We start from the raw sequence: 21323 nt of genomic DNA on the forward strand, positions 1-21323 counted from the left end.
TGCCATTCGTGAAACTATGGCACGACCCTTAGATTTTTGTTTGGAGATATGATCCTTGGCTTGTTGCATCGGGCATGGAAAGATGAAGCCAAAGTGTAGACGGCTCAAAGGATAGCGAAATGATCCCCAGTACCATGTCAGGTGTTTATCTAATTGATCATGGTGGCCCCGAGATGCTCGAATGGCGAGGGGATATCCCGGTGCCGGTTCCCGGTGTGGACGAAGTATTGGTCAAGGTATTAGCCGCCGGGGTTAACAACACTGACATCAACACACGCATTGGCTGGTATGCCAAAGAGGTTACTGGTGCGACGGATGCTGTTGACGAAGATGTTGAGGTCGGGGGTTGGAGTGGTGCACTACAATTTCCGCTCATTCAGGGCGGCGATTTGTGTGGTGAAGTGGTTGTGCTTGGTGATGGCATCAGTCAGTTTGAGATTGGCCAAAGGGTGACTTGTCCTATCAATCAACCTGTGCCCACCCAGGATAATCCGTTCGGATTTCAGGCTTTGGGGTCGGAATATAACGGGGCTTTTGCGCAGTTTTGCTGTGTTCCAGCTGATCAGCTCTACGATGTCAGCGCCTCGCCACTCAGCGATATCGAGATCGGTGCGATGCCATGCGCCTTTGGTACGGCAATGGGTCTGCTTGAACGGGCTGGTCTTAAAAAAGGCGAAACGGTTCTGATTACCGGCGCGTCAGGTGGGGTCGGCATGGCCGCGGTGCAACTGGCCAGCCTGCGTGGGGCGCATGTATTTGCGCAAACCAGCGCTGCAAAGGCTGAGATGGTGCGTCAGGCTGGTGCGGATGAAATCCTAGGGCGTGGAGAGACGCCTGGCAGTCAAACAGTGCAAGTTGTGATCGACCTTGTTGGCGGACCCGCTTGGGGCGGGTTGATTGACGCGCTGCGTCCGGGCGGGCGCTACGCTACCTCTGGCGCGATTGCCGGACCTATTGTTGAGACGGACCTGAGGACAATCTACCTCAACGACCTAACAATCTTTGGATCAACCTATCAATCACCGCAGGTGTTTGGAAAACTGGTGGATCTGATCAATCAAGGTGCCATCCGCCCATTGGTGTCAAAAACCTATCCCTTGGATCAAATCGCCGAGGCTCAAGAAGAATTTGCGGCTAAACGCCTGCCAGGTAAGTTGGTGTTATTGCCATGGGCGGCAAAGGGCGTAAAAGCAACAGACTAAAGATAACAGGAGTGCCAAAGGTGAGTGAGATCACAATTCTCGATGGTGGTATGGGGCAAGAACTAATTGCCCGCTCTGGGCGCGCGACGTCTTTGTGGTCGGTGCAAGCCCTGCTGGATAATCCGGAACTGGTGCGCGCCGTGCATGATGATTTTTTTGCTGCGGGCGCGGAGGTTGCCACCACAAATAGCTATTCGGTGTTGCCTGATCGTTTGGAAAATCACGGCATGCCAGAGCGGCTGGAAGAGCTATCCCGCCTGTCATGTCAGATTGCCTCTGATGCGCGAGCTGCTGCGGGGCGTGGTTTGGTGGCTGGATCCCTTGGGCCCTTGGGCTTTTCCTATCAGCCAGACAAGGCACCACCAGCAGAACAAGCCGCCGAGGCCTATGCGCTACTGGCACGCATCCATGCAGAATATGCAGATGTGCACATTCTGGAAACCATGTCATCGGTGGATCAGGCACGCGGTGGGTTGATGGGCGCGAGCGTAACGGGAAAGCCTGTCTGGGTATCGGTCACTGTGGACGATCAGGACGGCACAAAGTTGCGATCAGGCGAGGCGTTAGCTGATTTGGCACCTTTGATTGCTGAGTTCAAACCCGCGGCATTGTTGGTCAATTGCTCTGTACCCGAGTCTGTTAGTGCGGCGATGCCGCTACTGGCAAAAATGGGGTTGCCCGTAGGAGGGTATGCGAATGGTTTCACGGGTATTTCCGAAGACTTTGATTCCATCGGGGCGACGGTTGATATTCTGAGCGCTCGCAAGGATCTGGATCCCATGCGCTATGCTGGTTTTGCAGAAGATTGGTGTGCTGCGGGGGCCACAATGGTTGGTGGCTGTTGTGAAGTTGGACCCGCACATATTGCTGAGCTGGCCCGCCGGTTTGGCTCTGATACGGCGCAGGCGTCCTGAATGAATACTTCAGCAGATGATAACGACCGATTGGTGACGGTTGATTTGCTGTTGGTCGACGGCTTTGTGTTGACGGAATATACAGCTGTCGTGGATCAGTTGCGGCTGGCTAACCGGGTGTCGTTACGCCCGGTATTCAAATGGCGATCTCTGTCCAAAGAAGGCGGCCCCATTTGGTGTCTATCCGATGCGATGGTGGAAACCGTTCCGTTTGAAACCCGCCCTGATGCTGATTACGTTTTTGTCTTGGGGAATACCGATCCAAATTGCGCCGGGCTGTCGGTGGGCCGGGTGATCGATGCCTATGTGGCGCGCAACAGTAAGGTGATTTTGCTGGCAGAAGCCGCCAGCCGCTTTATCGAAGAACGCGGCAGTACGGATTTAACTACGCACTGGGAGAACCGTGCCCTGTTGCAAGAGCAGATTGGGTTGAGTGATGGTAGCCAGGTTTTGGCAACAGAACGTGGCCAGATCATCACCAGTGCTGGAATGGGATCAACCGTTGATATGACCCTGACGATCATGGCGCGGCATCTCCCGTCGGCGACGGTGTCGACCGTAGCGGATATCTTGTTACATGATCAGATCCGGGATCTGGGTACGCTACAGCCCTATGGCGGTAAAAGTATTGTTCTGACCGGCGACAAAGAGCTGGATGAATGTGTCGAGTTGATGCAGGCAAATATCGAAGAGCCGCTCTCAATCGCCGAGCTTGTTGGTCTGATTGGTGTGTCCAGCCGATCGTTAGAGCGACGGTTTCGCGACAGATTGGGGACACGCCCGACAGAGTATTATCGGGCTCTACGTTTGAACCAGGCCAATAATTTGTTGCTGAACACCACGATGCCAATCAGTGAGATCGCACTGGCTTGTGGGTTTCCCAGCGGCTTTACTCGCCATTATCGGACGCTTTTCAATATCACACCACAGGCAGTTCGCAGGCAGCGTAAGGCTGCTGATCCTAAGTGAGACGATCCTGTGGTGGGGTGCGTTTTTGATTCAGCTGTGGCGATCTTAGTGCCATTTTGTGTTTTTTTGATAGTGCCAAGGGGGGTAATAATTTTCCTGCTGGGACTGGTATATTCCGAAGGTGATAACTTTAATGGCAAAACTTCGAAACTAGATTTCGTATTTTATCATTGAGCGAAATTTATCTTGACTGAAATGGGATAAAAACCGTTCGCTACATAGATGTTAAGCAAACGCATATGGTGCCAAACCAACGGCAATCGGACATGTCGCCCAGAGATATGCAATGCCGCCTTTGCCATGCATGGCGGGTTTGTTCATTCGAAATAGCCCACTAAAGCTTTAATGCTGTGACCCAAGTGTGAAACGCTACGGCATATTCCAGAGCTATGATGTGGAACCAGTAAATCATCATAATAATAAAAACTAGGGAGGACAGTGATGTCTCTACAACCACCACTCACGGATCTGCCGATTAAGACGGACAGTTCCGGGTATTACGAAGGCTTCAACCGCATGGTGACGATATGTGGTAAGGCAATCCTTGCCATTCTGGTCATCTGGGCGTTGGTGTTTCCATCGCATGCGGCCGCGGCGCTGGGCTCGCTCCAGGGGCTTGTGATGGCGAACTTCTCGGTCTGGTACATGATCGTGATGGGCGCATTCTTTATTGTTAGCTTTGGGCTAGCCGTTCTTCCTGCGTCGGGGCAACTCAAGCTGTCTTCGCATGGGGAAGATCCGGAATTTTCCAGCTTTTCATGGTTCTCGATGATGTTCTCAGCTGGCATCGGGGTTGGCATGCTGACCTACGCCACCGCTGAACCTTTGTATCACTTCCAGAACAACCCTGAAGTCATCCAAGGTTTGACAACTGGTGCGACTGTAGACAACGTCGCCAGTGGTGCGCCTGCGGATAACGTGCGCTCGGCCTACAAATGGTCGTTCCTGCACTGGGGTGTGACAGCGTGGTGCTGTTATTCCTTGATTGGTCTGTCACTGGCCTATTTCAGCTACCGTCGCGACCTGCCGCTGACAATCCGCTCTGGCATTACCTCGCTTTTCGGTAAATCCCTAAGCGGTACTTTCGGCAATATCGTGGATATCTCTGCGGTTGTAGCAACGATCCTTGGGGTCGCGGTGACGCTGGGTGTTGGTGTGAACCAGTTTGCCTCGGCAATCTATAAGATCACCGGTGCGGATTGGTTGCTGAACGATCTGGGGGAACCGATTGCACCCGTTATTATCGTTTCAATCATGGTCATCATGTTCCTGTCGACAATATCGGCCCTGTCCGGGGTTGGTAAAGGCATCAAATGGTTGTCGAACACCAACATGGCACTGTCGTGTTTTGTTTTGATCTTTCTGATGGTCTTTGGCTCAACCGCATTTGCCTTCAAGGCGTTCTTCTTTGGCCTTTGGGATTATATCATCAACTTCCCATCGATGATGCTGACCAAATGGACATCAGACGGCAATCCAGAGTCGGAAATTTCGAAACTGGCCGGATGGCAGAGTGGTTGGACCATTTTCTACTGGGCTTGGTGGGTTGCGTTTGCGCCGTTTGTTGGTCTGTTCTTGGCGCGCGTTTCACGTGGCCGGACCGTGCGTGAGTTCGTGATCGGTTCAGCGATTGTGCCCGGCGTCATGTGCTTCGTCTGGTTCACAGTTGCCGGTGGTACTGCGATCAATCTGGAACTGACCGGTGAAGCTGGTGGAGCCATCCTGAACGCGCCAGCTACACAGCAGCTGTTCGAGACCATGGGTGTGCTGCTATCACCAAACCTGGCTTGGTGCATGTGGGTGATCATTTTTGTTCTGCTGCTGACTTATCTGGTTACTACGGTGGACAGCGCAATCTTGATCGTGAACACCATTAACGCGGCAGGTGATGCGTCACCCAAGCGTCCGATCCATATCATTTCCTGGGGCATTGCCCTTGGTCTGGTGATGGCCTCGCTGCTGTTGTTGACGCAGACGGACGCAGATGGGAACACCATCAGTGGTCTGAAAGCCCTAACCTCGGCGATGATCGTTGGCGCCTTGCCGTTCTCGGCGGTGATGATGGCGATGTGCTTTGCTCTGGTCAAAGCGATCCTGCGTGACAGCAAGCGCCTGAAGGAAGGCGTGCCCAGCACCATTGGCGAAATGGGCGAAGAATCTAGCCACGCGACGACCTAAGGCATTAGCCTAAGACAAACGCATCGGGCCGCTCAGCTACAGAGCGGCCCGTTTGCATTTAAGGGAAGATGTTTGCCGTATTTGCGATAGGTTTCCGCCTCGGTGGCAAGACGCATCCGGAGGTCTGCCAGCACTTTCATCTCAGTTTCGCGGTCGCATTCATCTATAAAAAGTTTCAATCGCAATTAAGATTCTTAAACGTGCTTCTTGAGCGTGACGGCGGGAGACGTGCACGTGATTCGGTCAATGACCGGTTCATCACTGCATCGGCTGGCTCTGGTATGTTCTCTAGCGGCTTGGCTGTTCCCTTGAGGTTGTCAAAAGTGGCATCTTTTTTGGCACGCTTCATGACCTGAGTGATCAGAGCACTTAGAGGGCGTGAGATGGAGGAAAGCCTCTTATATATAAGGTTTTTACTTCGTTAATGTAGGGTCGTGACCATCATTGTTTAAGAGGATCACAGCGATGGTTTTCGAAATGGAATGCCCCGTTTTTCGACTGAAGCGTGTTGATGAACGTTGGCGAAATCATTGCGGCGCATGACGGTTCAAGCCGTATGACACGAGGCAGAACGTGACAGTCTAGGGAAAATTCATGGCCATGAGTCCAACCTCAACGAGGTGTGGCAGGCAGTGTCGGGATTAAGGAGAGAATGAGATGAGTCTTCCTCAAAAAGCGCGTGTGGTGATCATTGGTGGCGGTGTGATTGGCTGCTCTGTTGCGTACCACTTGGCCAAAAAAGGCTGGAAAGATGTTGTCTTGCTTGAGCGCAAGCAATTGACCAGTGGTACGACCTGGCACGCGGCCGGATTGATTGGACAACTGCGGGCAACTTCCAATATGACGAAATTGGCGCGTTACTCGGCAGAGCTGTATCTTGGCCTTGAGGAAGAAACGGGTGTGGCCACAGGTCTGCGTCAGGGGGGATCAGTTTCTGTTGCACTGACAGATGAACGTCGCGAAGAACTGTATCGTCAAGCTGCCATGGCCCGGGCCTTCGGTGTGCCGGTGGAAGAGTTGTCACCCAAAGAAGTTCTAGAGCGCTACGAGCACATCAATCTTGACGGAGTGACCGGAGGTGTCTGGCTACCAACCGATGGTCAGGCTGATCCTGCCAATATTGCGCTGGCGCTGGCCAAAGGCGCGCGCCAAAACGGGGCGTTGGTAAAAGAACGCATCAAGGTCACCGGCACCAGTACGAATGGTCGCCGCGTTACAGGTGTGGACTGGGTGACTGATGACGGGTCTGATCAAGGTCATATCGAATGCGATATGATTGTTAACTGCGCGGGCATGTGGGGCCACGAAGTGGGCAAGATGTCTGGTGTGAATGTACCTTTGCATGCTTGTGAGCACTTCTATATCGTGACCGAGAGCATTGAAGGTCTGACCCAGATGCCGGTTTTGCGCGTGCCGGATGAATGCGCGTATTACAAGGAAGACGCAGGTAAAATTCTGCTGGGCGCGTTTGAGCCAAACGCGAAACCTTGGGCGATGAACGGTATCCCGGACTCGTTTGAGTTTGACCAGCTACAAGAAGATTTCGATCATTTTGAGCCAATCCTCGAGGATGCCTGCAACCGGATGCCAATGCTGGCCGAGGCAGGAATTCACACGTTCTTCAATGGACCGGAATCGTTCACGCCGGATGATGCATACCACCTTGGTTTAGCACCTGAGATGGACAACGTTTGGGTTGCTGCGGGTTTCAACTCAATTGGGATCCAATCTGCTGGCGGAGCAGGGATGACATTGGCCGAATGGATGGACAGCGGTGAAAAACCGTTCGATCTGGGCGATGTGGATATCAGCCGGATGCAACCGTTTCAGGGCAACAAAACCTATCTTTATGAGCGCTCCAAGGAAACACTGGGTCTGCTTTACGCCGATCACTTCCCGTATCTACAAAAGGCGACCGCACGTGGTGTGCGCCGCACGCCGTTCCATCACCACTTGCTAGAACATGGCGCGGTCATGGGAGAGATCGCTGGTTGGGAGCGGGCCAACTGGTTTGCCAATGAAGGCCAGGAACGCGTGTACCAATACAGTTGGAAGCGTCAGAACTGGTTTGAGAATTCTGCGGCTGAACACCGCGCCGTGCGTGAAAATGTTGGCATGTATGACATGTCGTCTTTTGGTAAACTTCGGGTCGAAGGTCCGGATGCCGAGGCGTTTATGAACTACATCGGTGGTGGCGATTATTCTGTGCCTAATGGCAAGATCGTCTACACCCAGTTCTTGAACCGGACCGGCGGGATCGAGGCGGACGTGACCGTGACCCGCTTGACCGAAACGTCGTATCTGGTGGTGACACCTGCGGCGACCCGTCTGGCCGATCAGACATGGATGATGCGCAACAAAGGCAACTTCAATGTGGTGATCACCGATGTCACCGCGGGCGAAGGTGTTCTTGCCATCATGGGGCCGAATGCGCGCAAGCTGTTGGAAAAGGTTTCGCCTGCAGACTTCTCAAACGAGAACAACCCATTTGGTACTGCGCAAGAGATCGAGTTGGGTATGGGACTGGCACGGGCACACCGTGTGACTTACGTGGGTGAGTTGGGTTGGGAAATTTACGTTTCGTCTGACATGGCTGGCCATGCGTTCGAGACGCTGCACGATGCTGGGCAAGACATGGGTCTGAAGCTTTGCGGTATGCACATGATGGACAGCTGCCGGATCGAAAAGGGCTTTCGCCACTTTGGACACGATATCACCTGCGAAGACCATGTGGTCGATGCTGGACTGGGTTTTGCTGTGAAGGTTGATAAATCTTGTGATTTTATTGGTAAGCAAGCGGTGATTGAACGCAAAGAGAGCGGCCCCAAAAATCGGATGGTACAGTTTAAGTTGAGCGATTCAGATCCACTTTTGTTCCACAACGAACCGATCATTCGTGATGGCGAATATGTGGGGTACCTGAGTTCGGGCAACTATGGCCACACTCTGGGTGCTGCGATCGGTATGGGTTATGTGCCATGTGAAGGCGAAAAGCCGGCGGATGTTCTGGCCTCGACCTATGAGATTGACGTCTGCGGTGTGAGGGTCAAAGCCGAAGCGAGCCTGAAGCCGATGTACGACCCAAAAGGGGAACGCGCCAAAGCGTAAGCCGTAACCCAATACGTCCAAAGCGCGCGGGGTGTCCTCCCGCGCGCTTTTACTTTGTTCAGATAGCGGCGCGCAGGGCCTGCATCTTGCCAGCGATGGCTTTTTGGTAGCTCTCATTGGGCAGGTTGCCATCTGCATCGAATTCGTTCATTGCGGCAGCAATCAGAACCGCGGGGCCAGGGATTAACCGAACCTGAAATGATGCCAGACATTGTTGGGTCATGAATTGAGCAACTTCACCGCCGGTGCGGCCCGCGGCCGCAGACAATACCACAACTGGCTTTCCGGCAAGCGCACCACCGGGGACTCGGCTGACCCAGTCGAGAGCATTTTTCAAAACACCTGAGATGCCTTTGTTGTATTCAGGTGCGGAAATCACGATGGCGTCCGCTTGCGTGATCTGATCGGCGAGCACTTGTACTGCAGGGGGGATACCCTCGCGGGCCTCCAGGTCTCCGTCATAGAGCGGTAGATTCAGATCAGCATCTTCAACAGTTGCTTCGCCAAACGCAACGGCGGCCTGCTTCAGCAGCATGCGGTTAAAAGACCCTTTACGTAGGGAGCCCGAGATTGTCAAAAGTGTCGGGGTAGTCATTGGAAATTCCTTTCAATTGGCTTGGCTCTAAATGAAGGGAAAAACTGGCACGCTTCAACAGATATGGCCGCACAGGGTGTGTGCGGCCAGTGTGCAGATCCATAAAATTTTGTTTTACCAGTCGGTTGGACCTTTTTCGGCGAATGCATTGACCAGAAAATCAATGAACGCACGAACCTTGGGCTGGGTGAAACGACCCGGCGGATAAACCGCATAGATGCCCTGAATTTCCACTGGCAGATCAGGGATTACATCAACGATCTGACCATCGTCTAACGCTTTGGCATAAAGAAAGCTGGGCAGATAGGCGATGCCAAGGCCAGAAATTGCTGCATTTAGCAGGGATTGCCCATCATTAACTGACAATCCACCAGCGGTTCGAACTTGGCGCTTTTCACCCGAGGGGGCGGTTAATTTCCAGACAGATCCATTGGCTTGACTGGAGTAATGCAGCAGCTTGTGCTCGTTAAGATCATCAATTTTGGCAGGGCGACCGAATTTGTCCAGATATGCCGGGCTGGCAATCATGCGTTTGGTGGTTTCCGTCAACTTACGTGCACGCAGGGTACTGTCTTCAAGCTCACCGATGCGGATGGCCATATCAAAGCCTTCCGAAATTAGTTCAACATAGCGGTTGTTCAGAACCATATTGACGGTGATGTCGGGGAACTCATCCAGAAACTGACCTAAAACGGGGCTCAGATGGTTCACACCGAAATCGGTGGCGACAGAAATACGTAACAAGCCGGATGGGTCAGACTGCATCGAGCTGACCAAGGCATCTGCCTCACCTGCGTCATTAAGAACGCGCAAGGCGCGATCATAATAGGCCAGGCCAATTTCTGTCGGGCTGACCCGGCGGGTGGTGCGGTTCAACAGGCGCGCGCCAAGCCGCGCTTCAAGCGATGACACGTGTTTCGAGACAGCGGACTTTGATATCCCCATCTTACGAGCGGCATCGGTGAAGCCGCCCTGATCAACAACTGTGGCAAAAGCCTCCATTTCCGTAAGGCGGTCCATATACTAATACCTCTGCGTCTGGGCTTGAGGTTAGATATCGCGCCCAAATCAGGCACAACTGGGGCGTATGCCGGACAATATCTGGGTTTTGTGTGGGATCGTTCATGTCACGTAAACGATAGATGTCTCATATGGGCCGTGTTTTTAAACGTCGGAAAGCCCTGTACGAAAGCGTTTTGCTGCATCCTCCAGACTCGGCGCCCCCTGTGGACCAATCAACAAAACGCCATATCCATCTTCATTCCAGCTATACGCGCTCATACCTTCGAGAATCTCAGGCGTGATGTCTGCGCTGTCAGGTTTGCCGGTCTTGACAATGCACAGCGCAACGGGGCCACCGTCCGTGGTAAGAAAGGTCAGTTGCGCTAACGGTTTGCCGCGGAAGCCAAGTTGCTGCGCCCGGACATAAGACAAGCCATCAACCTCGGGCAGGTTAGTAAGGTCGAGTCCCATTGTTTCGGAGAGCTGCGCGAGCTTGGCGCGCGTTTTGATAGCATCGTTCTCTGCCCCAGCCAGGGTTTCTGTTACGTAAAGCGACTGATAACTTGCGACGACAGCCTTCCAGCCTGGCTGACTCTGGTCTTGCTGATAGGTGCCCCACATCAGGCCGATGCCGACAAGTGCCCCGGCGACCATGCTGCCTCCGCAAACCTGCCAGGCTGCTTGCCGCGAAATACCGCGTGTGGGCAATTTTGGTATGTCGGGGGCTGTGTCCAGCATGGCTTCGAATGATGCCGTCAGATCCTGTTGTGCCCCTTGCAATTCTGTAATGCGGGCCTGCAACGCTTGATCCGTTTGCAACGCCTGCTCAACACGCAAAACAAGATCGGCATCCGCCTCTTGATCAAGATAGAGACAGAGGTCTTCGTCCGAGATATTTGGCGTCGTTGTCATCCGTCTGTTCCTGTTGCCACATCAATCTGGGCGGCAAGTGTTTTACGCGCTGTTGAGATGCGGCTCATGATCGTTCCGGCCGGCACATCCAGAATTTCGGCCGCTTCAGCATATTTATACCCTTCGACAAATACCAAGAGCGCAGTCACACGTTGGGCCTCTGGCAAGGTCTGTATCTTACTAAACACTTCTCGCGCGAGAATATTCGTTTCGGTTGATGGTTTTTTATCCTCGACATCAAACTCTTCTGTGGGAACGAACCCTGCGGATTGGCGGATTGAGTTTTTCCGTATCTCGTTTAACCACAGTCGACGAGCCATAACGAAAAGCCAACGGTCCAGATGGGTGCCGGGTGTGAAATGTTCGGCCTTCTCAATGGCCCGTAAGCACGTCATCTGCGCCAAATCGTCGGCCAGATCTCTTTGTCCGGTGAGCGCTGCGCAGAAACGCCACAACCGTGGAAAGCAGCTTGGCAAACCTGCCCGGATTTCGCGCTCGGGGGCTTTATCGTTCAGGAACCGAATAATTCTGAGACCTCGTGTGTTCTAATAGTACCGCAGGCTTTGTGCTTGCAGGCCAGAGCATAGGAGATGGACATGAAGAATACTATTGCTGCATTTGCAGTCTTCACGACACTGTGTTTCCCCGCGATTGCAGGTGAAACACCATCATCGGATGGGGCCAGCCTCTATTTTGTGAATCTTGAGAATGGGGCAACCGTGTCGTCACCCGTGACGGTTGTTTTCGGGTTAAACGGGATGGGCGTTGCGCCAGCAGGAACGGAAAAGGAAAATACCGGGCATCATCACGTCTTGTTAGACCGGCCCCCATTGGGAGAGGGCGAAGACGGGGCGGAGGAACTGGAATACGGCCTGCCGTCAGATGAGCATCATATTCACTTTGGAGGCGGCCAGACCGAGGTGACGCTGGAGCTAACACCAGGGGATCACACGTTGCAGCTGGTGTTGGGCGATCTGAACCACGTGCCACATGATCCGCCAGTTACATCAGATGTGATTTCTATCACTGTTGAGTGAATATTTACCAAGTCGCTTTATGACTTAGGACAGAGTGCTGTTAAATGGTGTGCGGCGGGGTCTACACCCCGCCTTTTTTCTGATTAGAGCGAGGCGGCCAGCCGGGTGCCCTGATTGATGGCCCGTTTGGCGTCTAACTCCGAGGCAACATCGGCCCCACCAATTACATGAACTTGAATGCCTGAATTGATCAGTTGATCTGCCAATGTCCGCTCAGGTAACTGCCCGGCGCATAGAACAATAGTATCAGCATCGATCAACGTGGGGCGTTCGCGAGCTTCGCCAAAGGAAATATGCAAGCCTGCATCGGTGATTCTTTCGTAATTCACGCCACCGATCATTTGCACGTTCTTCATCCGCAATGCCATGCGGTGAATCCAGCCGGTGGTTTTGCCAAGACGTTTGCCGGGGCTTTCCGCCTTGCGTTGTAACAATGTGACCTCGCGATCTGGTGCTTCGGGTTGCGCGCCTTGTGGTGCCAGACCGCCGCGGTGTTCTGCAGGATCGGAAATTCCCCATTCGCGCATCCACTCGGGCAGGTTTTCCGTCAGGCTTTCTCCCTCGGCCACCAGATATTCGGCGACATCAAAGCCGATGCCACCTGCGCCGATCACAGCAACACGTTTGCCCACCGGGGCTTTGCCGCGCAGCACATCAATGTAGTTCAGGACGTTCGGGCCGTCTTGTCCGGGAATTTCAGGATCGCGCGGGCTGACACCAGTAGCGATGATAACCTCGTCAGATCCGCTCAGATCTGATGGCGTGGCGGTATGGCCCAACTTCAGCGTGATGCCGCTTTGGGAGACCATTTTTTCATACCAATCGACAAGGCCATGAAACTCTTCCTTGCCGGGGATCCGGCGTGCCATGTTGAGTTGCCCACCGATGCGATCAGCACGATCAAATAGAGTGACCTTGTGTCCGCGTTCTGAGGCCGTGATGGCAGCCGACAAGCCGGCCGGGCCAGCGCCAACGATGGCGATGGTTTTGGGGACTTGAGTGGGTTCGACCACCAGTTCAGTTTCATAGCAGGCGCGGGGATTGACCAGACAGGTCGACATCTTGCCGCTGAAGGTGTGATCAAGGCAGGCTTGGTTACAGGCAATGCAAGGCGCGATTGTCTCGGCTTTGCCAGCCTCGGCTTTGATGACAAAGTCTGGGTCTGCCAGAAACGGCCGGGCCATTGACACCATATCGGCACAACCCTGTTGCAGCACATCCTCGGCCACGTCAGGTGTGTTGATCCGATTTGAGGTTATTACTGGAATATCTACATGCCCCATCAGTTTTTTGGTCACCCAAGAAAACGCAGCCCGTGGCACAGAAGTGGCGATGGTAGGGATGCGCGCTTCGTGCCAGCCGATGCCGGTGTTTATGATTGAGGCCCCGGCCTGTTCAATCGCTTTCGCCAATGTGATGACCTCATCAAAGGTTGACCCATCTGGAACCAGATCAATCATCGACAGGCGATAAATCAGGATAAAATCCTTGCCCACGGCCTCGCGGGCTCGGCGCACAACTTCAAGCGCCAAGCGCATACGGTTTTCATAGGGGCCGCCCCAGCGATCGGTGCGTTTGTTGGTATGAGCGACAAGGAACTGATTGATAAAATAGCCCTCGGACCCCATGATTTCTACACCGTCATAACCAGCCTGTTGGGCGCGGGTCGCGGCAGTGGTGATATCACGGATCTGCTTTTCAATGCCCTCTTCATCCAGCTCCTTCGGAGGAAAAGGTGAGATCGGGGATTTGATCGGCGAAGGACCAACACACTCTGGGCTATAGGCGTAACGTCCGGCGTGTAAAATCTGCATGGCGATCCGTCCACCAGCCTCGTGTACGCGGTCTGTGACTACCTTGTGGTTGGTGATGTCTTCGTCAGTGAATAGTCCTGCCGCTCCGGGGAATACGCCGCCCTCGCGATTGGGGGCCATGCCGCCGGTGACCATTAGGCCAACGCCACCTCGTGCGCGGGTGGCATAGAATTCGGCAACGCGGTTCCAATCCTTCGTTTCCTCTAGCCCAGTGTGCATAGAGCCCATGAGAACACGATTTTTCAACGTGACATGGCCCAAGTTAAGAGGGGCTAGAAGGTGCGGGTATGCTGACATTGTTGGCCTCCGGCTGTTGTTTGGGCAAGATGCCTTGTGGCGCGTCACTTGTCACCCCGGACGCTGCGTTATGTCTGTCTTTGAAAACGCTGCTGTTTTCATTCACTTCGCAACGCTGAACAGACAACGATTTACTTTGTCGGTGATATGGATGAGGATCACGTAAAGACGTTAGCCAAGGGCCATACCTGCAGCCTATAGGCTTGCTGCCTGTCAAAGTTTCTGAAAATTGATTTAATGTGCAATGGAGGTAGTTGCGATGGATATGGTTTTGTTTTTCGGATTTCTAATGACAACACTTTTATTTGTCGTGGTGCCAGGTCCTTCGGTGGCATTCGCTGCGGCGCAGGCTGTGAAACATGGGCCACGCGCAGCACTGGTTGCAGTTGCGGGGGATGCACTGGGCACTGTTGTGCATATCGTGATCGCGGTCAGCAGCCTGACGGCCTTAATGTCTGTTTCCGGTCTTGTTTTGCCGTTTCTTCAGATCGCTGGCGGACTGTTCATTCTATGCATGGCGTATCAATCTTTTTTCATCCGCCATGACACCGCCAAAAGTGCAAAAAAGATATCTGGAAAAGTGACTTTCTGGGCTGGTTTTTTCGCCTGTGTTACCAACCCGAAGGCAATCGTATTTTTTGTTGCGCTGTTTCCGGCGTTCATTTCACCAGATCATAACGTGCTGTTGCAAAGTGTGATCTATGGTTCGGTTTTTCTGGTTTTGGATGCCATGTCTATACTCGGATATGCGCTGCTGACCCTGTACACCGTGAGACATACAACATCACGCTGGTTCAACGCTAATATCCTGAGTGGACTTGGGTTGTTTGGGGTGGGGATTGCGATGGTCGTGAAAGGGTATCGCGCTATACCGCAAAGGTAGCTGTTTGTAGGATCAAGCCTCGTTACGATTGGTCCAAAGTTCCCAACCAAAGCGGGCACGCACGCCGACATCAAGGAACGGACGGGGTGGTAGCATATCGGGCTGGCCCAGGCTTTGCATGTCAGAAATAAGAGGGTTTTCGCGCCCAGTGGCCATGTCAGCTGCCAAAATACCACCGAAAGTGCCTTTGGTTACGCCAACGGCGTTTTGGCAGACAGCGGACCAGATATTAGGCGTTAATTGGCCAAACCCCGGCGCACCGTTACGCGACAGACAAACAAAGCCGCTCCACGTGTGTTCCATGTCAACATTAGCAATCGATGGGAAACGATTCTTGAAGAGCGCAATATGATTTCTGCGAATTGCGGCTTGCTGTGAAGTCGCAACGCGCTGGCTTGGGCAATAGCTCAGGCCTTGACGGATCAGAATACGGTGATCGTTGGTGTAACGCATGGTTATTCCGGCAAATGCATTGGCGGGGGTCAGGCCCCATTGCTCCACCACACCAAAGTTCGCCCGTTCTTGCTCTGTCAGTGGGCGGGTAAGGCTGGCATGGGCAACCAGATGCAGAAAGCGGCGGTTGAAAAAACCGAACTGTTCGGAAAATCCGTTTGCCCCCATGACCATTTTGGGCGCGCGGACTGACCCTCGCGGCGTGGACAGTTTTATCCCGTTTTGAAAACTAGCCTCGACCACAGGTGAATTTTCAACAAGCGTCACATTGTCAGGCAAGTTATCGGCTAACCCGCGGACCAATGCGGCTGGATTCATCAGGGCGCAGCCCGGTGTGTAGATTGCAGCATTGAAATGCGGAGAGCCGAGGCGTTGCTCCAAGGTTGCACCCTCCACCCATTCAAAGGGTTCCTTCAGTGCCTCAAGTTCTTTGGCGAAGGGTTCTAGTACATTTTGCCGACCGCGTGACGAGACGGCGGTATGAAACTTGCCTGCACGCACCCAATCGCATGAGATGTTGTGCAATTTGACGGTGGATTCCAGTTGGTCGATTGCCATTCGTGCCAAACGCATGAAACGGTGAGATCCTTCCAGCTCCTCAAGTGATGAGCCAACGTTGTGCGGCAAATCAATAGCAAAGCCAGAATTGCGGCCCGAGGCATTTTCACCAACCTGACCCGCCTCAACAACAACGACTTTCTGATCGGGGCAGTTTTCAGCTAAGCGCCGCGCCGCGGCCAACCCGGCATAACCTGCCCCCAAAACAACCCAATCGGAGTTGATGTCATCTTTTAGGGCATAATGAGGCTTGCGTGCAGGAATGACTGCACTCCATCCGTTGGTATTATCATCCTTGGGGAGGCGATGGATTTTCATGCGGAGCCCTCAGCCCAATTGGAGGGTTCAATTGCGTAAAATACAAGAGCCTCTTCGGATTCGTATATTACCTCAGTGCCGTTTGGCAGCCAGATGCTGTCTTGTGGGCCAACGGTCATGCTATCCTGTGGGGTATGGACTGTCAGATTTCCACTGAGCACCAGAATGACCTCGTCATATTGAACAGTCCACGGAATGTGCGCCTGAGTAAAACGGGCAAAGCCTGTTCCCAGCCTGGTGCCCATTTCTGTACCGGAAACGATGCTCACCTGCGCCATTTCACCATGCTCAAATCGCGGAGCGAAGGTTAGGTCTTTAAAGCGAATGGTTTGAGCACGGGCTTTGGTCATCGAATGGTTCTCTCGTGGCGGCGCAAACAGTGATTGACGCAAAACATACATACCTGTATTGAAACATTCAACCCTGTATGGAATTTGATATGCCATTACTGTCCGCTCCTCACGCTACTGCTCGCCCACCTCGTTTGAATGGGGCCGATTGGGTCGAGGCGGCCCTAGGTGTTTTGCTTCAAAAGGGTGTCGATGCGGTTCAGATCACTACACTGGCGCGGCAGTTGAAGGTGACGCGTGGTAGCTTCTATTGGCACTTTGAAAACCGCGAGGCTTTGCTGGATGCATTGCTTGAAGAATGGCGAGCGCGCAATACTGGTGTGATAATCGAGGCAATCAAACAGACAGATTGTTTGGAGGACGGGATCTTTTCTTTGTTTTCAGTCTGGGTGGATCACACGCGGTTTGATCCTAGATTGGACCAGGCGATCCGGGATTGGGCGCGGCACTCAGATAAGCTGTGTTTGATCGTAAAAGCCGAAGACAATGCCCGAGTGATTGCGATCGCAGGATTTTACGAACGCCATGGATTTTCTGAACCCGAGGCTTTTATCAGGGCGCGGGTAATTTATTTCACCCAGATCAGTTTCTACGCGCTGAAGATCGAAGATGATGAGGATGTGCAGGAACGACTTGGCTACCTGAATGAGTATTTCAAATGCTTCACGGGCCGTGACATGGACCCTGCCCTTGGTGCAGAGCACACCGCGAAATATCTGAAAGGGATGTCCGATGACTAGCCAACGGTCTGGGGGGCGTCGAGGGCGTAATGCAAAACGTCAAAGCCAGGCTAAGACGCATTTTGATGCAGCTTGGAGGCATTGGCGTAATCCTTACCCACCGATAGAGCAATTCAGCACGGATGAGATTGAAGCCATTCACAATGCCACGCTAAAGGTGCTGTGCGACATCGGTATCAAGGTTCTAAGTGACGAAGCACGCGCGCATTATGTACAGGCGGGCATGCGTGCGGGTGAAGATCACGTGATCCATTTCGATCCAGACCTTGTGATGGAATTAATCGCCAAGGCCCCGTCGGAATTTACTCTGCATGGGCGCGGGGCAGACCGTGACGTGGTGATCGGTGGGCGCAACATCGGGATCTCAACGTCGGCAGGATCTCCGAATTGCTCCGATATTCAACACGGGCGCAGACCGGGGACGTTGAACGATTTTGAGGATTTCTGCCGTGTGGCGCAGTCGTTTGATGTGATCCATCTGTTTGGCCCTGTGGTGGAGCCGCAGGATATCGCAATGAATCTGCGTCACTTAAAAATGGCGCGGGCTATTTCAACCCTGACTGAAAAGGTGCCTTTTGTGTATTTTCGCGGCAGGCAGGCGGTGGCGGATTCCTATGAAATCCTGCGCATTGCTAATGGTCTGACCCAGGATGAGTTGTTGCATACGCCCGTGTGTTATTCAGTCGCCAATTCGAACTCTCCGTTACAGCTGGATGATCTGATGTGCAAAGGCATCATTGATGCGGCCAACGCTGGCCAGATGATGATCCTGACGCCGTTCACTTTGGCCGGTGCGATGGCACCTGTCACCATTCCGGGTGCGTTGGTGATGCAAAACGCTGAGGCGCTAGCGGGCCTGTGCTTGTCTCAGATTGTCAAGCCTGGGGCCAAGGTATGCTATGGCAGTTTCACTTCGAACGTCGACATGAAATCTGGGGCGCCCGCCTTTGGAACGCCTGAATATGTCAAAGCCGCCTTTGCTTCGGGGCAGTTGGCGCGGCGGTATGGATTGCCGTTGCGATCTTCGGGCCCAACCGCATCAAACGCGCCGGATGCGCAGGCCGCGTATGAGACCCAAATGTCACTTTGGGGTGCATTGATGGGCGGGGCCAATCTGGTCCTGCATGGTGCGGGTTGGCTGGAAGGCGGGTTAACGATCTCGGCAGAGAAATTCATAATTGATGTAGAAGTGCTGCAAATGTTCGCTGAGATCTTCAAGCCCCTAGAGGTAAACGAGGCGACATTGGGCTTGGACGCGATCGCTGATGTCGGGCACGGCGGGCATTTTTTCGGGACACAGCATACGTTGGACCGGTTCGAGACGGCATTCTATTCGCCGCTGCTTTCGGACTGGGACAATTTCGAGAACTGGACAGATCGTGGGTCGATTGACGCAACAACCCGCGCCAATCAGATTTTCCGAGAAACACTACGGAATTATGAGCCCCCCGCTCTGGACGTCGGCCGGTTAGAAGAAATTGACGCCTTCATTGCGCGCCGCACCGCTGAGGGCGGCGCGGACATCGAAGTATAGGCGGGGCTTTGTTGTTTATCCTGATGGCGGCCTATATTCGCCGACGATTTCCTTGGCACCTTCCATGGCCTGTACGCCAGTGTGCATCGTAAGTAGAACCGTGGTCTTGAAGGTTGAAAATGCCCCCGTTGACCCCACAGCCATAAGCGCAGAAGCAGCGGCGGCATCGTTGGGGAATTCGGCAATGACCACGCCGTCGTATTCGCCAAAGCACAAATACATTTCTATAATTGATCCGCCTGCGGCGGCGAAGATCCTTTGTGCCGCGGCGCGCCGGTCTTGTGGGCTATCAACCATACCTTTTATGGATTTGGTCGAATAGGTGAATTGAGTCATGTAAATTGGCATATTTTGCCCCCCGGTAAATGCGTAATATTGATGTAATAGAAGGGCATTGTAGCACGAAATGGGGAAGGCCGGGGATTTCCTCCAATCCCTATCTAGTAATTTGATTTAACTATAAAAACTCCATTTCGCTGTGTTGGCTTAGGAGAGAGGCTATTGTTTGGCTATGTCCGATTCGGGGCGGTATTCGAGAATATCCCCAGGCTGGCACTCAAGATATTCGCAGATCGCTTCGAGCGTTGCAAAACGAATGCCTTTAACCTTGCCGGATTTTAACAGGCTCAGGTTGGTTTCTGACAGGCCAATGGCATTAGACAGCTCGCGCGACGTCATTTTGCGCTTCACGAGTTCGAGGTCGAGATTGACGAATATCGGCATCTGCGCTCCTACAGGAATTGGTTGTTTTCTTCCTCGATCGCTTCGGCGCGTTCAAGGGTTTTGCCAACGGTCAGAAAGGTCAGCGCTAATACCAGAAATATGGTTTCGAACCCCAGTGGAAGGTGCTCAAGATGTGCGTTGCTCGCTGTAGGCCATATCCCGATGATCAACAGAGGGTAGACGGTGAACATTATGGTGCTACCTATCCAAAAACCTAGGCTGCCATAAGCACTGCGTTTCATCATCCGGCCGATGGCCGCAAAACTAAAGGCCTTCAATCGAATAATCTGATGTAAGGGCCAAAAGGCGCAGAGCAGGCAAAACCAAGTCATCAACGCTGTCGTGATAACACCAAATCCAACCCATGAAGGCAATGGAACTTCACTGTCGTACATCTCTAAAAAATCCAGAAGCACAATGTGATCAGCTTCCAAAATTCCAAAGAGGAGATCAATAACTTCAAGCCCAAGAGCGGCAAGAACGGCCAGCATGGCAAGGTCAACAAACAGCTTCATTATCAGTCCCTTTATCGTTTTGAGTTGTTTAAGTTAGTTTTGTTAATCATACAATGTTTTATGTTTTGCATAAAAAAATATTTGTATATCATCAATTATTGATCTAATCCTCACCCAAATGATAGGAGAATCAAAATGAAACCACTGATTGTTATTGGATTTACTGTCTTGAGTGTGACCGCATGCACGCAAGAACCTGTTTCACGCGATTTGGTTGTCGACGGGATACAGACTGCACAGTTCGATGCGGATCGCCAGGAATGCATCGAACTTGCGAGGAACTATGAGGATGAATCGGTAAAGCGCGGGGCACTTAGAACGGCGGCTGTCGGAGGATTAGTCGGTGCAGTCGAAGGGGGTGTTGGAGGCGCGGTTGTCGGGGCAGCCGTTGGTGGTGGACTTGGTGCTTGGGATGCAGCTCCTGAGCGGGACGATGATCGTCGCGAGGTTCTTATCCGCTGCATGCAGGGCCGAGGCCATGCGGTGATCGGTTGAGACCAGCGGAATAGTGAGGTGTGGGCAGATGGCGAATTTCAAAATTCTGTTGTTGGCGACTGCAATCGTTTTGGGGGCGTGTGCAAGTTACATGCCAGCAGTGTTTAAACCAGTTGGGAACGCCCTTGTCATCGAAGGCGTCATTGATGCGGATACTCTAGCTAATTTGCAGCAAACTTTGCGGGAAAACCCTGAAGTGAACAGGCTGATTCTGCAGAACGTTCCGGGCTCCGCGGATGATGAAAGCTCGTTAACCAGTTTAGGCCAGTTTATTCGCAAATCCGACCTAGCCACTTTTGTGCCGGCGAATGGTGTTGTGGCATCGGGCGGCACCGACATGGTCGCTATGGGCAAGGTCCGAATTATCGCACCAGGGGCCTGCGTCGGGGTGCATACTTGGGCCGAGGGCGGATTGCTGGGGGCTGACACAGGGGCAGATTTGCCACGTAACGACCCAAGGCATCAGATGTATTTGAGCTTTTATCAAGAGATGGGAATCCCTGAGGAATTCTATTGGTTCACGCTCAACGCAGCGGGAGCGGACGATGTGCATTGGATGACCAAAGAAGAGATCAATCGCTACCGCCTGAGTACCGTGCCGGTCAAAGGTGATTCGGCTGAAACGCGTGAGCAGCGCGAGCAAAGATGTTACGCGCGGCTTTAACAAAGAATGTATCGGATGGCATGAACGCAAAAAGCCCCGGATTACCCGGGGCTTTTTGTTTG

22 protein-coding genes are annotated in these 21323 nt (G+C 53.0%); 12 read left to right on the forward strand and 10 right to left on the reverse strand.

Annotated features, from left to right (window positions below; all coding sequences use genetic code 11):
* Nucleotides 1-122 precede the first annotated feature (122 nt).
* The 6 genes from D9A02_RS07320 to D9A02_RS07345 all read left to right on the forward strand — a co-directional run bounded on the left by D9A02_RS07320 (nucleotide 123) and on the right by D9A02_RS07345 (nucleotide 8371).
* Nucleotides 123-1202 carry an alcohol dehydrogenase family protein gene (locus D9A02_RS07320; protein WP_120500436.1) on the forward strand — a complete coding sequence of 360 codons (1080 nt, stop codon included), beginning with the start codon at nucleotides 123-125 and terminating at the stop codon, nucleotides 1200-1202.
* Nucleotides 1203-1222: 20 nt separating this feature from the next.
* On the forward strand, nucleotides 1223-2116 hold the full coding sequence (locus tag D9A02_RS07325; protein ID WP_162932986.1) for a homocysteine S-methyltransferase family protein: 894 nt from the start codon (nucleotides 1223-1225) through the stop codon (nucleotides 2114-2116).
* Nucleotides 2117-3085, forward strand: coding sequence for a GlxA family transcriptional regulator (locus D9A02_RS07330; RefSeq protein WP_120500320.1), 969 nt, complete (start codon nucleotides 2117-2119; stop codon nucleotides 3083-3085).
* 441 nt (nucleotides 3086-3526) lie between these two features.
* Complete coding sequence (locus D9A02_RS07335; RefSeq protein WP_120500321.1) at nucleotides 3527-5263, forward strand: BCCT family transporter; 1737 nt, start codon at nucleotides 3527-3529, stop codon at nucleotides 5261-5263.
* 68 nt (nucleotides 5264-5331) lie between these two features.
* Nucleotides 5332-5619, forward strand: a complete 288-nt coding sequence (locus D9A02_RS07340) for a hypothetical protein (protein ID WP_120500322.1) — start codon at nucleotides 5332-5334, stop codon at nucleotides 5617-5619.
* A gap of 301 nt (nucleotides 5620-5920) precedes the next feature.
* Entirely contained in the window at nucleotides 5921-8371 is a 2451-nt protein-coding gene (locus D9A02_RS07345; protein ID WP_120500323.1) for an FAD-dependent oxidoreductase, read from the forward strand.
* 58 nt (nucleotides 8372-8429) lie between these two features.
* Here D9A02_RS07345 and D9A02_RS07350 read toward each other — a convergent pair whose 3' ends face one another.
* From D9A02_RS07350 to D9A02_RS07365, 4 genes are all read right to left on the reverse strand, one after another.
* Nucleotides 8430-8966 (reverse strand): NADPH-dependent FMN reductase, encoded by a 537-nt coding sequence (locus tag D9A02_RS07350; RefSeq protein WP_120500324.1) that lies wholly within the window; start codon nucleotides 8964-8966, stop codon nucleotides 8430-8432.
* 114 nt (nucleotides 8967-9080) lie between these two features.
* Nucleotides 9081-9986 carry a LysR family transcriptional regulator gene (locus tag D9A02_RS07355; protein WP_120500325.1) on the reverse strand — a complete coding sequence of 302 codons (906 nt, stop codon included), beginning with the start codon at nucleotides 9984-9986 and terminating at the stop codon, nucleotides 9081-9083.
* 144 nt (nucleotides 9987-10130) lie between these two features.
* A complete protein-coding gene (locus tag D9A02_RS07360; protein WP_120500326.1) occupies nucleotides 10131-10880 on the reverse strand; it encodes an anti-sigma factor in 750 nt (249 codons plus the stop codon).
* Nucleotides 10877-11356, reverse strand: a complete 480-nt coding sequence (locus D9A02_RS07365; RefSeq protein ID WP_120500327.1) for an RNA polymerase sigma factor — start codon at nucleotides 11354-11356, stop codon at nucleotides 10877-10879. Before D9A02_RS07365 ends, D9A02_RS07360 begins: the two co-directional genes overlap by 4 nt.
* Before the next feature lie 120 nt (nucleotides 11357-11476).
* Between D9A02_RS07365 and D9A02_RS07370 the strand changes: the two genes are divergently transcribed.
* Entirely contained in the window at nucleotides 11477-11917 is a 441-nt protein-coding gene (locus D9A02_RS07370) for a DUF4399 domain-containing protein (protein WP_120500328.1), read from the forward strand.
* Nucleotides 11918-12000: 83 nt separating this feature from the next.
* Here D9A02_RS07370 and D9A02_RS07375 read toward each other — a convergent pair whose 3' ends face one another.
* Nucleotides 12001-14028, reverse strand: coding sequence for an NADPH-dependent 2,4-dienoyl-CoA reductase (locus D9A02_RS07375; RefSeq protein ID WP_120500329.1), 2028 nt, complete (start codon nucleotides 14026-14028; stop codon nucleotides 12001-12003).
* A gap of 289 nt (nucleotides 14029-14317) precedes the next feature.
* Here D9A02_RS07375 and D9A02_RS07380 point away from each other — a divergent pair, with 289 nt between their 5' ends.
* Nucleotides 14318-14911 carry a LysE family translocator gene (locus tag D9A02_RS07380; RefSeq protein ID WP_254054576.1) on the forward strand — a complete coding sequence of 198 codons (594 nt, stop codon included), beginning with the start codon at nucleotides 14318-14320 and terminating at the stop codon, nucleotides 14909-14911.
* Nucleotides 14912-14923: 12 nt separating this feature from the next.
* Here the strand turns inward: D9A02_RS07380 and D9A02_RS07385 are convergent, their stop codons facing one another.
* Nucleotides 14924-16240 carry an FAD-binding oxidoreductase gene (locus D9A02_RS07385; protein ID WP_120500331.1) on the reverse strand — a complete coding sequence of 439 codons (1317 nt, stop codon included), beginning with the start codon at nucleotides 16238-16240 and terminating at the stop codon, nucleotides 14924-14926.
* Nucleotides 16237-16686, reverse strand: a complete 450-nt coding sequence (locus D9A02_RS07390) for an ethanolamine utilization protein EutQ (protein WP_254054577.1) — start codon at nucleotides 16684-16686, stop codon at nucleotides 16237-16239. Before D9A02_RS07390 ends, D9A02_RS07385 begins: the two co-directional genes overlap by 4 nt.
* Here D9A02_RS07390 and D9A02_RS07395 point away from each other — a divergent pair.
* Entirely contained in the window at nucleotides 16680-17330 is a 651-nt protein-coding gene (locus D9A02_RS07395) for a TetR/AcrR family transcriptional regulator (protein ID WP_162932987.1), read from the forward strand. The genes D9A02_RS07390 and D9A02_RS07395 overlap by 7 nt on opposite strands.
* Complete coding sequence (locus D9A02_RS07400) at nucleotides 17323-18864, forward strand: trimethylamine methyltransferase family protein (RefSeq protein ID WP_120500333.1); 1542 nt, start codon at nucleotides 17323-17325, stop codon at nucleotides 18862-18864. The genes D9A02_RS07395 and D9A02_RS07400 overlap by 8 nt, the downstream gene beginning before the upstream one ends.
* Nucleotides 18865-18879: 15 nt before the next feature.
* Here the strand turns inward: D9A02_RS07400 and D9A02_RS07405 are convergent, their stop codons facing one another.
* The 3 genes from D9A02_RS07405 to D9A02_RS07415 form a co-directional block, all read right to left on the reverse strand.
* Nucleotides 18880-19212 carry a GYD domain-containing protein gene (locus tag D9A02_RS07405; RefSeq protein ID WP_120500334.1) on the reverse strand — a complete coding sequence of 111 codons (333 nt, stop codon included), beginning with the start codon at nucleotides 19210-19212 and terminating at the stop codon, nucleotides 18880-18882.
* Nucleotides 19213-19362: 150 nt separating this feature from the next.
* Complete coding sequence (locus tag D9A02_RS07410; protein ID WP_120500335.1) at nucleotides 19363-19587, reverse strand: helix-turn-helix transcriptional regulator; 225 nt, start codon at nucleotides 19585-19587, stop codon at nucleotides 19363-19365.
* Between the two features lie 8 nt (nucleotides 19588-19595).
* Nucleotides 19596-20102, reverse strand: a complete 507-nt coding sequence (locus tag D9A02_RS07415) for a hypothetical protein (RefSeq protein ID WP_120500336.1) — start codon at nucleotides 20100-20102, stop codon at nucleotides 19596-19598.
* A 135-nt stretch (nucleotides 20103-20237) separates the two neighbouring features.
* Here D9A02_RS07415 and D9A02_RS19165 point away from each other — a divergent pair, with 135 nt between their 5' ends.
* Entirely contained in the window at nucleotides 20238-20597 is a 360-nt protein-coding gene (locus D9A02_RS19165) for a glycine zipper family protein (protein ID WP_162932988.1), read from the forward strand.
* A gap of 28 nt (nucleotides 20598-20625) precedes the next feature.
* Entirely contained in the window at nucleotides 20626-21261 is a 636-nt protein-coding gene (locus D9A02_RS07425) for an alpha/beta hydrolase (RefSeq protein WP_120500338.1), read from the forward strand.
* Nucleotides 21262-21323 lie beyond the last annotated feature (62 nt).

This window comes from Roseovarius sp. EL26 (assembly GCF_900327775.1).
Taxonomy (GTDB): Bacteria; Pseudomonadota; Alphaproteobacteria; order Rhodobacterales; family Rhodobacteraceae; genus Roseovarius.

Excerpts from the sequence above, each read along its gene's own strand:
- D9A02_RS07330 (WP_120500320.1), top strand. The coding sequence starts at position 2,117 with ATGAATACTTCAGCAGATGATAACGACCGATTGGTGACGGTTGATTTG.
- D9A02_RS07335 (WP_120500321.1), top strand. The coding sequence starts at position 3,527 with ATGTCTCTACAACCACCACTCACGGATCTGCCGATTAAGACGGACAGT.
- D9A02_RS07340 (WP_120500322.1), top strand. The coding sequence starts at position 5,332 with ATGTTTGCCGTATTTGCGATAGGTTTCCGCCTCGGTGGCAAGACGCAT.
- D9A02_RS07345 (WP_120500323.1), top strand. The coding sequence starts at position 5,921 with ATGAGTCTTCCTCAAAAAGCGCGTGTGGTGATCATTGGTGGCGGTGTG.
- D9A02_RS07350 (WP_120500324.1), bottom strand. The coding sequence starts at position 8,966 with ATGACTACCCCGACACTTTTGACAATCTCGGGCTCCCTACGTAAAGGG.
- D9A02_RS07355 (WP_120500325.1), bottom strand. The coding sequence starts at position 9,986 with ATGGACCGCCTTACGGAAATGGAGGCTTTTGCCACAGTTGTTGATCAG.
- D9A02_RS07360 (WP_120500326.1), bottom strand. The coding sequence starts at position 10,880 with ATGACAACGACGCCAAATATCTCGGACGAAGACCTCTGTCTCTATCTT.
- D9A02_RS07370 (WP_120500328.1), top strand. The coding sequence starts at position 11,477 with ATGAAGAATACTATTGCTGCATTTGCAGTCTTCACGACACTGTGTTTC.
- D9A02_RS07375 (WP_120500329.1), bottom strand. The coding sequence starts at position 14,028 with ATGTCAGCATACCCGCACCTTCTAGCCCCTCTTAACTTGGGCCATGTC.
- D9A02_RS07380 (WP_254054576.1), top strand. The coding sequence starts at position 14,318 with ATGACAACACTTTTATTTGTCGTGGTGCCAGGTCCTTCGGTGGCATTC.
- D9A02_RS07385 (WP_120500331.1), bottom strand. The coding sequence starts at position 16,240 with ATGAAAATCCATCGCCTCCCCAAGGATGATAATACCAACGGATGGAGT.
- D9A02_RS07395 (WP_162932987.1), top strand. The coding sequence starts at position 16,680 with ATGCCATTACTGTCCGCTCCTCACGCTACTGCTCGCCCACCTCGTTTG.
- D9A02_RS07390 (WP_254054577.1), bottom strand. The coding sequence starts at position 16,686 with ATGGCATATCAAATTCCATACAGGGTTGAATGTTTCAATACAGGTATG.
- D9A02_RS07400 (WP_120500333.1), top strand. The coding sequence starts at position 17,323 with ATGACTAGCCAACGGTCTGGGGGGCGTCGAGGGCGTAATGCAAAACGT.
- D9A02_RS07405 (WP_120500334.1), bottom strand. The coding sequence starts at position 19,212 with ATGCCAATTTACATGACTCAATTCACCTATTCGACCAAATCCATAAAA.
- D9A02_RS07410 (WP_120500335.1), bottom strand. The coding sequence starts at position 19,587 with ATGCCGATATTCGTCAATCTCGACCTCGAACTCGTGAAGCGCAAAATG.
- D9A02_RS07415 (WP_120500336.1), bottom strand. The coding sequence starts at position 20,102 with ATGAAGCTGTTTGTTGACCTTGCCATGCTGGCCGTTCTTGCCGCTCTT.
- D9A02_RS19165 (WP_162932988.1), top strand. The coding sequence starts at position 20,238 with ATGAAACCACTGATTGTTATTGGATTTACTGTCTTGAGTGTGACCGCA.
- D9A02_RS07425 (WP_120500338.1), top strand. The coding sequence starts at position 20,626 with ATGGCGAATTTCAAAATTCTGTTGTTGGCGACTGCAATCGTTTTGGGG.